This is a genomic window from Embleya sp. NPDC127516 (genome assembly GCF_044765325.1).
Classification (GTDB): domain Bacteria; phylum Actinomycetota; class Actinomycetes; order Streptomycetales; family Streptomycetaceae; genus Embleya.
In genome coordinates this window covers 100,620-112,680 of record NZ_JBIWJT010000036.1, presented here as the reverse complement: position 1 = coordinate 112,680, position 12,061 = coordinate 100,620, and the positions used below count along the sequence as shown (strand labels likewise).

The following is a 12,061-nucleotide window of genomic DNA, read 5'->3' as shown; positions in this document are numbered from 1 at the left end:
GCCTCGCTCGGGACGGTGTGTCCCTCCGCTTCGCTCCGGGCCACACCGTCCACACCTGCGGCTCCGCCGCTCTCCGCGCTTCGCGCGTCGATCACTGGGGTGGGGGTGGGTCGGGGGCGCTGACGCGCCTGGGGGTGGGCGGGGGCGGGGTGTCTGGGTGGGGGCGGAAGTGGAACGTAATTTGGGCGCAATTTTGCGGGCTGTTTGCGCGCCGGAGGGGTGGCGTGGCTCGTTTCGGGCCGCCGGCCAGCGCGGTCTCGGGGGTCGTGGCACGCAAGCGTCGACAGCGCGTGGCGGTCGATCGCGCGGGGTCGTGTCCCGGGTGCGCTCGGCCGGGATCGGAGCGTTGACGGGTCCGTAACGCGTCTGTAACTCTGATTTCGCGCACTGCAAAAAGTTCACAGATTGTTGGGAACTTGCGGCCTAGAGCCGCAAATTTCGATCCGTGACCCGAACGCGCCGGTTTCCCGGCGGCGTTCCCCACCGCCGGCGGGACCGGCTTCACCGGCACCGCGATCCGGTCGACCACATGCCGACCCGGCCTTCGGCCTGCCCCGGCACGCACCGGCCCGCTCTCCGACCACGCGCGGCTCCTCCCGTACCTCCCGTGCACGTCCCCCGCGAGAGAACCGAACAGAGGAATGCGATGAGGCCACCCATCCCGAAATCCGCCGGCGCCACACTGGCGACCGGTCTGCTCGCGCTCGCCGTCGCCGTCGGGCCCGCCGGCGCCGCGACGTCCGCCGGGTCGGGCGACCGGGCCCGGGTCGCGAGCACCGATGTCGCAGCCGTCGCCGACGGCGACCAGGACACCTACTGGCAGGGCACCGGCTCGAAGTTCCCCCAGGCCGTCCAGGTCGATCGAGGCCGCAGCACGAGCATCGACGGCGTCGTACTCAAGCTGCCCCAGGGCTGGGCCGCGCGCAGTCAGACGCTGGCAGTGCAGGGCAGCGAGGACGGCACGAGCTTCAAGACCATCGTCGGCCGGGCGACCTACAGCTTCGAGCCCGCCTCGGCAAACACCGTCCGGATCCGCTTCCCGGCCACCCAGGCCAGATTCGTCCGGCTCGACGTCACCGGCAACAGCAAGGCGCCCGCCGCGCAGCTCGCCGAACTCGGCGTCGAGACCGCGGCCGACTCGACGACCAACCTCGCCCGCGCCGGGACCCTGACCGCGAGCAGCGCCAACGCGCCATATACGGCGGCCAAGGCCGGCGACGGCGATCAGGCGAGCTACTGGGAGAGCGCCAACAACGCGCTGCCGCAATGGATCCGGGCCGATCTCGGCGCCTCGGTCGGGGTGAACAAGGTGGTGCTCAAGCTGCCCGCCGGGTGGGAGCGCCGGACCCAGACCCTCTCCCTCCAGGGCAGCACCGACGGGACGACCTTCACCGACATCCTCGCCTCGGCCGGTCGGGTCTTCGACCCGGCGAGCGGCAACACCGTCACGCTCGCGTTCGACACGGTGACCACCCGCTACCTGCGGGTCGAGGTGATCGCCAACACCGGATGGCCGGCCGCCCAGGTGGCCGAGTTCGAGGTCTACGGCCCGACCACGGGCGACACCCAGGCACCCACGGCGCCGACCGCACTGGCCTACACCCAGCCGGCCACCGGCCGGATCCGGCTCACCTGGGCCGCCGCGACCGACAACGTCGGGGTCACCGGCTACGACGTGTACGCCGACGGCGTGCTGCGCAGCACCGTCGCCGCCGGCACGCTCGAATACACCGACAGCCTGCCGGACACCGCGACGGTGACCTATCACGTGGTCGCCCGGGACGCCGCCGGCAACAGTTCGCCGAACAGCAACCAGGTGACCCGTATCGGGTCCGGCGGCGGCACCGGCACGAACCTGGCCGTCGGCAAGCCGATCACCGCGTCCTCCACGACGCAGAACTTCGTCGCCACGAACGCCAACGACGACAGCGTGAGCACCTACTGGGAGGGCAACACCTACCCGAACACGCTGACCGTGGCGCTGGGTTCGAACGCGGATGTCCAAGCCGTGGTGGTCCGACTCGATCCGGATCCGGTATGGGGCCCACGCACCCAGACCATCGAGGTGCTCGGTCGGGAACAAAGCGCCGCCGGCTTCACCACCTTGGCCCCGGCGGCCGTCCGCGCCTTCGCGCCGGGCGCCGGCGGCAACACCGTGAGCATCCCGGTCACCGGCCGGGTCGCCGACCTGCGCCTGCGGATCACCACCAACTCCGGTGCGCCGGGCGGTCAGGTCGCGGAGTTCCAGGTGATCGGCGTGCCCGCGCCCAACCCCGACCTGACCGTCACCGCGCTGACCGCGAGCCCCGTCGCACCGGTGGAGACCGACGCGATCACGCTGTCCGCGACGGTGAAGAACATCGGTCCGGTCGCGGCCGGCGCCACCGCCGTGAACTTCCGACTCGGTGACACCCCGGCCGGCACCGCCCAGGTGGGCGCGCTCGCCGCCGGTGCCACCACCACGGTGTCCACCACCATCGGCACCCGTCCCGCCGGCAGCTACGCCCCGAGTGCCAGGGTCGACGAGGCCAACGCGGTGATCGAACAGAACGAGACCAACAACGCCTACAGCGCGCCCGCTCCGCTCGTGGTCACTCCCGTGGCCAGTTCCGACCTGATCGCCTCGGCCGTCGAATGGACCCCGGACAACCCGGCCGCCGGCAACGCGGTCGCCTTCACCGTCACGCTCGAGAACCAGGGCACCATCGCGAGCGCGCCCGGTGCCCACCCGGTCACGCTGACCCTGATCGACGCCGCTGGCGCCGTGGTCCGCACCCTCACCGGCTCGTACACCGGCGTGCTCGCCCCCGGTGCGAGCAGCCCCCCGATCTCGCTGGGCGGTTGGCCGGCCGCGGACGGAACGTACGTCGTCAAGACGGTGATCGCCGCCGATGCCAACGAACTCCCGGTCAAGCAGGCGGACAACACGAGTACCCGGCCGCTGTTCGTGGGCCGAGGCGCACACCTGCCCTATGACATGTACGAGGCCGAGGACGGCCTCCTGGCCGGCGGCGCGGCGGTGATCGGACCGAACCGGGTGATCGGCGATCCGGCCGGCGAGGCGTCCGGTCGCAAGGCGGTCACCCTCGAATCGACCGGCAGTTCGGTCGAGTTCACCACCCGTGCGAGCACCAACACCCTGGTCACCCGGTTCTCCATCCCGGACGCCCCGGGCGGCGGCGGCATCGACGCGACACTCGACGTGTACGTGGACGGCATCTTCCTCAAGGCCATCGCGCTCACCTCGAAGTACGCCTGGCTGTACGGCAACGAGGCGGCTCCCGGCAACTCGCCCGGTGCCGGCGGTCCCCGGCACATCTACGACGAGGCCAACATCATGCTCGGGACCACCGTCCCGAAGGGCAGCCGGATCAAACTCCAGAAGAACGCGGCCAACACCAGCGACTACACCATCGACTTCGTCAACCTGGAGCAGGTCGCGCCGATCGCCAATCCGAACCCGGCGACCTACGTCGTCCCGGCCGGCTTCACCCACCAGGACGTGCAGAACGCCCTCGACCGGGTCCGGATGGACCCCGGTGGCACGCTGGTCGGCGTCTACCTGCCGCCCGGCACGTACCCGACCGCGAGCAAGTTCCAGGTGTACGGCAAAGCGGTCAAGGTGACCGGAGCGGGTCCCTGGTTCACCAGGTTCGAGGCTCCCACGACCCAGGAGAACACCGACCTCGGGTTCCGCGCCGAGGCGTCCGCGAACGGCTCCTCGTTCACCGGCTTCGCCTACTTCGGCAACTACACGTCGCGGATCGACGGGCCGGGCAAGGTGTTCGACTTCGCCAACGTGTCGAACATCCTGATCGACGACGTCTGGAACGAACACACCGTCTGCCTGTACTGGGGCGCCAACACCGACAACGTCACGATTCGCGACAGCCGGATCCGGGACACCTTCGCCGACGGCGTGAACATGACCAACGGCAGCACCGACAACCACCTCGACAACATCGAGGCCCGCTCGACCGGGGACGACAGCTTCGCGCTGTTCTCCGCGATCGACGCCGGCGGCGCGGACGAGAAGAACAACGTGTACGAGAACCTGACCGCGATGCTGACCTGGCGTGCGGCCGGCATCGCGGTCTACGGCGGCTACGCCAACACGTTCCGCAACATCCGGATCGCGGACACCCTCGTCTACTCCGGCATCACCATCAGCTCACTCGACTTCGGCTATCCGATGAACGGCTTCGGTACCGAGCCGACCAACTTCCGAACCATCTCCATCGTCCGCGCGGGCGGCCACTTCTGGAACGGGCAGGTCTTCCCGGCGATCTGGGTCTTCTCCGCCTCGAAGATCTTCCAGGGCATCCGGGTGAGCGACGTGGACATCGTCGACCCGACCTACGGCGGGATCATGTTCCAGACCAACTATGTCGGCGGACAACCGCAATTCCCGGTCAAGGACACCATCTTCGACAACATCTCGATCACCGGCGCACACCGCAGCGGCGACGCCTACGACGCCAAGTCCGGCTTCGGCATCTGGGCCAACGAGCTTCCCGAACCGGGCCAGGGCCCGGCGGTCGGCTCGGTCACCTTCAACGGTCTGCGGATGAGCGACAACGCGCAGAACATCCGCAACACGACGTCGACCTTCACCATCACCGTCAACCCCTGACCCGACGGTCGCCGCCCGCGCCCCGCCGGGCGGGCGGCGACCACGCGGCCGGTCAGGGCCTAGATCGCGCCGACCTTGGTCAGGAACGCCTTCGTCTTCTCCGGGTCGTAGAAGAACTCCTCGAACTCCACCGGGTTGTCGAAGGCGCTCATGATCGCGTCGCACACGGCGGGGCAGGTGTTGCCGGCGCCCATCAGCATCTGGACGTGCTCCGGGGGGACGCCGAGCAGTGAGGTGGAGAACTTGACGCCGTGGCGCGCGCGGGACCAGAACGTGTCGAAGAGCGATTGCATCCACGCCGCGTCGAAGGGGCGATCGCCGTGCGCCACGATCGCGTCGAGGTACAGGTCGGCGGCTCGCGCGGCGTTGTTGGATCCCTGGCCGCTGAGCGGGTCGTTGGTGACCAGTACGTCGCCGATGCCCAAGGCCAGCCCACCGGAGGGAAGTTCGCCGACCGGCTTGCGCACGATGGGCGAGAAGCCGCCGCTGAGCACGCACATCGGATCGGTGAGTTCGGCGCGGCTGATCCGGTCGTGGTCCCACGGCGCGAACCGCCGGACCAGGTCCAGCATCAGTGCCCAGTGCGTGTCCGGGTCGCGCACGTCGCGGAACACGTCGAGCGGACCGCCCGGTACCGCCTCCAGCAGGATGATGTCGCACGGGCCGGACAAGGTCAGGCCCGGGAACATGATGATCTCGCCGGCCCCGGGGATCCCGTTGACATGCAGCGCGTCGTGGCCCACCTCCGGTCGCGGGGTCGCGCCGTGGAAGTACGCGACCGCCAACTGGCGTTGCGGCGTGGTGAATTCGGACTTCTCATGGTCGCGGTCGAACATCGACACCAGTTCGCCCTTGCCGGCGGCCACCACGACCAGGTCGTAGTTGCGGGTGTACCAGTCGATGTCGGACACCGCGACCGGGTGCACCACGAGGTTGCCGCCGCGCGCCACGAACAGCTCCATCCACGCGGGCATCTTCATCCGTTGGTCGACCGACTGGGCGCCGCCCATCTCGCCCAGCCAGTTCACCACCGGCGTGCCGTCCGGGCCGGGAATGGTGAACCCGGCCCGGGGTATCGGCGGCACCAGGTCGGCCCACAGGTCCAGGCCGTGCGGCTGTTCCAGCGCGATCGTGGACGGCATCATGATCTGGGTCGAGGTCACCCGCCCCGCGCGGATCTCGTCGGGGGTCCGCTCGGTCATCACGGTCACGTCGTAGCCGTGGGCCAGCAACCCCAGGCCGAGTTGGAGCCCGGATTGGCCGGCACCGACGATGAGGATCCTGCGCATGGCTGACGTCCCTTCCCCTGATCGAGTCGGAAGCATCGTATGGCTCGCGCTGCGTGTTCACCGGAGTACAGATCAAGAAGTCCGGCGCGGAGGAGAGCCGCGCACGAGCCCTACATGAACGAGGACTCCGCCGTCAGTCCCGACTCCTGGTCCGCGCCCGTGACGATGGGTTGACAGTTGCCCCACCCGACCCCGCCGCCCACCGGGTCGGTGACCCGCACCACCGTGTCCCGGATCTGGTGCAGCCGGCGGGCCTGTTCGGGCGTCGAGCAGTCCGCGATCCGCTCGCCCTCCACATGCAGTTCGCCGCGCCACTCGCCGTGGTGTCGCCCGTCCAGACCGAAGTACAGGCCCGCGCCGAGGTGGAAGCCGGTCGCCGAGACCACCTCGATCTCCAGCGGCCTGGCCGACCCGTCGGCCATCGTCGCGTGCAGCCGGCCGCCGCGCAGCCGCCGATTGACCGGGTCGTAGCTCAAGTTCGGTACCAGGTCCGCCCAGGCGTCCACGCGCCCGTCCGGGTGCTCGACCCCGCCCATCACCCGCTTCTGCACGAACCCGGGTGCCCGGGTGATTTGGTAGTGCAGGAACAGGGCGTAGCGGCTGCCGTCCTGACGTTCCATCAGGATCGGCGCCCAGATCATCCGGAACGATGTCGACGCGGGCATCCCGGTCGGCTCCAGGTCGGTCGCGGGCGTGCCCACGTCGTACCGGGTGCCCCACGAGTGGTCGCGGGTGGATACCCACGTGTCAGGGGTGATCTCGGTGCGTTCTCCGTCCACTTCGACCCAGCCGGACGCGACTCCCGTCTGGTGGTAGCGCACCAGGTCGGCGGTGGTGCGATAGGAGCGGCGGTTGTGGGTGCGGTCCTCGCAGACCGCCGGGACGACCGCCTCGAAGGTCCAGTCGAACGCGATCGGTTGGGCCGCGTTCGCCTCCAACACGAAGCGCACCACCTTGAGCGGTTCGACCACCTCGTACCGGATCGGTCCCACCGTGGTGGTGTGCGGCTCGGGGGCCAAGCGGCGTGAGCCGCGTACCGTGAGCTGCTCGACGCCGCGGGAGACGCCCGCGTAACCGTCCATCACGTTGCGGTTCGCGTACTTGCCCAGTCCGAAGCCCAGTTGCAGGCTGCCGTCCCGGGCCGCGGCCATCGCGCAGACCTTCTCGGTCCACGACGGGTCCGTCGTGGCCACCGTCGCGAACGTCTCGGCGACCTGGTGGTGAAAGCCTTCGTCGGCCGCGGTGAGCGGCCCGATCGGGTTGGTCACGAATCCTCCGTCGATCTGCGTCGCGCCCCGGACACCGGGACGCTGCCGGATTCTCCGCCGGACCTCGCCAACAGGCCAGAGTCTTGACCTGTGACAGAGAACCTGTTTTCGTCATGCCGTCACGCGAGCTCTCGCGTGGGCGACACACGTGGGCGACACACCAGGGGAGCGCCGCATGGAACGTGTCCCGATCGACGGACCACTCGCCGGCGTGCGCGTCGTGGACCTGTCCACGGCCGCCACCGGCCCGTACGCGGTGACCCTGCTCGCCGATCAGGGCGCCGAGGTGATCAAGGTCGAGCGTCCCGGGATCGGCGACATCTCGCGCTGGATCGGCACCGCGACCGGAGGCATCAGCGCGCTTTACCAGATGTGCAACCGCGGCAAGCGCTGCGTCGGCGTCGACCTGCGCACCGACGAGGGCCGCGACCTGGTGCGCGCGCTGATCGCCCGGGCCGACGTGGTGGTGCAGAACTGGCGGCCCGGCGTGGCCGAACGGCTCGGCCTGGGTTACGCCGACGTGCGGCGGGACGATCTCGTGTACTGCTCGATCTCCGGCTTCGGGGCGCACGGGCCCTACGCCGGCAAGGGCGCCTACGACACGGTGATCCAGGCGTACGGCGGGATCGCGGAGAACCAGAAGGACCCGGAGAGCGGGCGTCCGAGGTTCTCGAACCAGGCCCTCGCCGACAAGGTCACCGCGCTCACCGCCGCGCAGGCGCTCACCGCGGCCCTGTTCGCCCGCGAGCGCGGGCGCGGCGGCCAGCACCTCGAACTGTCCATGCTGGACGCGGTGATCTCGTTCATGTGGGTCGACTCGGCCGGCAACGACGTGCTGCGCGACGGCGACGGCAGCCAGCCGGGCAGCTTCGTCGCGGACGTGCGTCCGTACGCGTTCGTGGACGGGTGGGGCATCGCCACGCCCACGTCGGACGCGGACTTCGCCGGCATGTGTCGCGCGTTCGGCGTGGAGGGGTACGACGACCCGCGCGTGGCCACGATCGCCGAGCGTCGGCGCAACCGCGAGGTCGGCCACGCGCTGGTGACCCGCTGCCACGAGGTCGCGACCAAACTCACCGTCGCCGAGGGCATCGCCCGGCTGGAGGCGGAGAACGTGCCGTGCGGGGTGGTCCGGGGCCCCGGCGACCTCGCGGCCGACCCGCACATCGCCGCCATCGGGCTGCTGGAGGACGACGTGCACCCGACCGCGGGGCGGCTGCGGCAGCCGCGGCATCCGGCGCTGTTCGGCGGCACGCCCGGGCGGCTGGGCGCGCCGGCTCCGGTGCTCGGGGCCGACACCGACGCGATCCTGGGCGAACTCGGTCTCGGCATGGAGCGCGTCGCGGAGTTGCGGGCGGCGGGGGTCGTCTGCTGAGGCAGTGGCCTGCGGCCCGGTCGTCCTCGAACGCCGGACGGGCTGGTTCGGCTTGCGGCCGCTCGGTGGCTGCGGTTGGGGGTGGCCGGCGCTTCCTTGTCCTCAAGCGCCGGACGGGCTGATTTTGCCGGCTCGTGGCCGGCGGCTGCGATGCGCGGATGGCCGGCGTTGCTTTGTCCTCAAGCGCCGGACGGGCTGGAGTTTGGTTGTCCCGGGGTTCGGTGGTTGTGGTGTGCGGATGGCCGGCGTTGCTTTGTTCTCAAGCGCTGGGCGGGCTGGAGTTCGGTTGCCCGGGGTTCGGTGGTTGTGGTGTGCGGGTGGCTTGCGGTGCGTAGTCCTGGGGCGTCGGGCGGGCCGTCCACCGGGTTTTGGGGCTCCAGGGGGAGTCGTGGCCGTGGGTGTCGCGGATTCGGACGGTCCAGTAGTAGGTCGCGCCCGGTTCGTAGCGGAAGCCCGATGGGCGGATGCCCGTATGTCGGGTGGAGTGGACCAGGCCGCTGTCCCAGGCGTTCGGGTCCACGCCGCCGCGGGTGATCGTGTCGACGGCGTAGGGATCGGTCGAGACGACCAGGCGGTAGCCGGCCTGAGGAGGGGTCCTCCCGACCGGGCGTAACGTCCAGCCGATCCCGCCGGTGTCCCCGTTCGGGTCGTACGGCAGCGCCTCCACCGTCGGTGCGACGTCGGATGCGGCGGTCCGGCCGTGGGTCGTGCAGCCGAGCAGGCCGGCCGCCAGGGTTCCCGCGAACGCCACGCGCCCCAACTGCCCCATGCGTCGTGCGGGCCTCACGAGCACCCCTGTCCCCGGTGACGGATGATCACCGCGACCCTAGGGATGTGACACGCGTCACCGGAAGCCGGGCGGCCCGGCGCCCGGACCGCCCGCGGCGACGCGCGGGGATCGGCGGTATCCGGGTTGCGTGCGGGCGCGGGGCCGGGAGCAGGCAGGATAGACGGGTGACTCTCATCGATCTGCTCCCCGCCGAGGCCGACCCCGACGCCCTGTACGAAGCCTTCGCGGCGTACGCGGAAGAGCGCGGCCTCACCCTGTATCCCGCGCAGGAAGAGGCGCTGATCGAGCTGGTCTCGGGCAACAACGTGATCCTGAATACGCCGACCGGCTCGGGGAAGAGCCTGGTCGCCGCCGGCGGGCACTTCGCGGCGATGGCCCGCAAGGAGCGCAGCTTCTACACCGCGCCGATCAAGGCGCTGGTCTCGGAGAAGTTCTTCGACCTGGTGGCCCAGTTCGGCACCGAGAACGTCGGCATGATGACCGGCGACGCCTCGGTCAACGCGACCGCGCCGATCATCTGCTGTACCGCCGAGGTGCTGGCCAACATCGCGCTGCGCGACGGCGCGGACGCGGACGTCGGCTTCGTGGTGATGGACGAGTTCCACTATTACGGCGACCCGGATCGGGGCTGGGCCTGGCAGATCCCGCTGATCGAACTGCCGAAGGCGCAGTTCCTGCTGATGTCCGCGACGCTCGGCGACATGGACCGCTTCCGGAGCGACCTCAAGCGGCGCACCGGTCGGACCACCGCGATCGTCAAGTCGGCCACCCGCCCGGTCCCGCTGTACTTCTCCTATCGGGTCACTCCGCTGCACGAGACCATCGAGGAGCTGCTGACCACGCGTGAGGCGCCGATCTACATCGTGCACTTCACCCAGGCGTCGGCGGTCGAGCGGGCCCAGTCGCTGATGAGCATCAACATGTGCACGCGCGCGGAGAAGGACCAGATCGCGTCGGTGATCGGCGGTTTCCGGTTCACCACCAAGTTCGGCCGGCAGCTCTCGCGGTGGGTGCGGCACGGGATCGGTGTGCACCACGCGGGCATGCTGCCCAAGTACCGCCGGCTGGTGGAGCGCCTGGCCCAGGCCGGTCTGCTCAAGGTGATCTGCGGTACGGACACGCTGGGCGTCGGGGTCAACGTGCCGATCCGCACGGTGTTGTTCACCGCGTTGTCCAAGTACGACGGCCAGCGGGTGCGCCGGCTGCGGGCGCGCGAGTTCCACCAGATCGCCGGGCGGGCCGGGCGGGCCGGCTTCGACACGGTGGGCAACGTGGTCGCGCAGGCCCCCGAGTACGAGATCGAGAACATCAAGGCGCTGGCCAAGGCCGGCGACGACCCGAAGAAGCGCCGCAAGGTGGTCCGCAAGAAGGCCCCCGAGGGCTTCGTCGGCTGGAACGAGGAGACCTACACCAGGCTCCAGGAGGCCGAGCCGGAGCCGTTGGCGTCGCGCTTCCGGGTCACCCACGCGATGCTGCTCGCGGTGATCAACCGGCCCGGCAACGCGTTCGAGGCGATGCGGCACCTGCTCACCGACAACGACGAGCCGCGCGCCCAACAGTTGCGGCACATCCGGCAGGCCATCGCGATCTATCGCTCGCTTTTGGACGGCGGCGTGGTGGAGAAGCTCGCCGAGGCGGACGAGGAGGGCCGGACCGTCCGCCTCACCGTGGACCTCCAAGCCGACTTCGCGCTCAACCAGCCGCTGTCCACCTTCGCGCTGGCCGCGTTCGACCTGCTCGACCCGGAGGCACCGACCTACGCGCTGGACGTGCTCTCGGTGGTCGAGGCCACGCTCGACGATCCGCGCCAGATCCTCGCCGCGCAGCTCAACAAGGCCAAGGGCGAGGCGGTCGGGCAGATGAAGGCGGACGGGATCGAGTACGAGGAGCGGATGGAGCGCCTCGCCGACATCCAATACCCGCGCCCGCTAGAGGAGTTGCTCGAACACGCCTACGCGATCTACATGCGCAGCCACCCTTGGGTCGGTGACCACCCGCTGTCGCCCAAGTCGATCGTGCGGGACATGTACGAGCGGGCGATGACCTTCGGCGACTACGTCGGCTGGTACGAACTCGCGCGCACCGAGGGCATCGTGCTGCGCTACCTGGCGAGCGCCTACAAGGCGCTCAACCAGACCGTGCCGGACGACGCGAAGAACGAGGACCTGCACGATCTGATCGCGTGGCTGGGCGAGTTGGTCCGCCAGGTCGACTCCAGCCTGCTCGACGAGTGGGAGAAGCTGGCCAATCCGGACGCGACCCAGGAGGAACTCGACGACATCGAGGGCCGCACCACGCCGGTCACCGCGAACGAGCGGGCGTTTCGGGTGCTGGTGCGCAACGCGCTCTTTCGTCGGGTGGAACTCGCGGCGTTGCGGCGCTACTTCCAGCTCGGCGAGCTGTCCGAGCAGGAGGGCGACGGCAACTGGGACGCGGAGCGCTGGCAGGACGCGCTGGAGGGTTATTGGGACGAGCACGACTCGATCGGCACCGGTCCCGACGCGCGCGGCCCCAAGCTCATGCAGATCACCAAGGAGGACTCCGCGTGGCGGGTCCGCCAGGTGTTCGACGACCCGGCCCAGGACCACGACTGGGGGATCACCGCCGAGGTGGACCTGACCGAGTCGGACGAGACCGGGCGCGCGGTGTTGCGGGTGGTCGCGGTCGACCGGATGTGAACCCGGGGCCCGGCGTTGGGGCAGACTG

6 protein-coding genes are annotated in these 12,061 nt (G+C 70.0%); 3 read left to right on the top strand and 3 right to left on the bottom strand.

All coding sequences use genetic code 11. The features are described 5' to 3' along the window. Nucleotides 1-646: 646 nt before the first annotated feature. Complete coding sequence (locus tag ACIRL2_RS43100; protein WP_402239966.1) at nucleotides 647-4,633, top strand: discoidin domain-containing protein; 3,987 nt, start codon at nucleotides 647-649, stop codon at nucleotides 4,631-4,633. 59 nt (nucleotides 4,634-4,692) lie between these two features. Here the strand turns inward: ACIRL2_RS43100 and ACIRL2_RS43095 are convergent, their stop codons facing one another. Continuing rightward, the gene (locus ACIRL2_RS43095) at nucleotides 4,693-5,922 is read right to left on the bottom strand and encodes a styrene monooxygenase/indole monooxygenase family protein (RefSeq protein ID WP_395869048.1); all 1,230 of its coding nucleotides are present in this window, start codon (nucleotides 5,920-5,922) and stop codon (nucleotides 4,693-4,695) included. Between the two features lie 110 nt (nucleotides 5,923-6,032). Further along, complete coding sequence (locus ACIRL2_RS43090; protein ID WP_395869046.1) at nucleotides 6,033-7,190, bottom strand: hypothetical protein; 1,158 nt, start codon at nucleotides 7,188-7,190, stop codon at nucleotides 6,033-6,035. Between the two features lie 175 nt (nucleotides 7,191-7,365). Here ACIRL2_RS43090 and ACIRL2_RS43085 point away from each other — a divergent pair, with 175 nt between their 5' ends. Further along, entirely contained in the window at nucleotides 7,366-8,565 is a 1,200-nt protein-coding gene (locus tag ACIRL2_RS43085; RefSeq protein WP_402239964.1) for a CaiB/BaiF CoA transferase family protein, read from the top strand. A 259-nt stretch (nucleotides 8,566-8,824) separates the two neighbouring features. On the opposite strand, the gene ACIRL2_RS43080 is transcribed toward ACIRL2_RS43085, so the two are convergent. Further along, nucleotides 8,825-9,352: a hypothetical protein gene (locus tag ACIRL2_RS43080; protein ID WP_395869042.1), complete on the bottom strand. Its 528-nt coding sequence runs from the start codon at nucleotides 9,350-9,352 to the stop codon at nucleotides 8,825-8,827. A gap of 167 nt (nucleotides 9,353-9,519) precedes the next feature. Here ACIRL2_RS43080 and ACIRL2_RS43075 point away from each other — a divergent pair, with 167 nt between their 5' ends. Beyond that, entirely contained in the window at nucleotides 9,520-12,033 is a 2,514-nt protein-coding gene (locus ACIRL2_RS43075) for a DEAD/DEAH box helicase (RefSeq protein ID WP_395869040.1), read from the top strand. The last annotated feature ends 28 nt before the right edge of the window (nucleotides 12,034-12,061 follow it).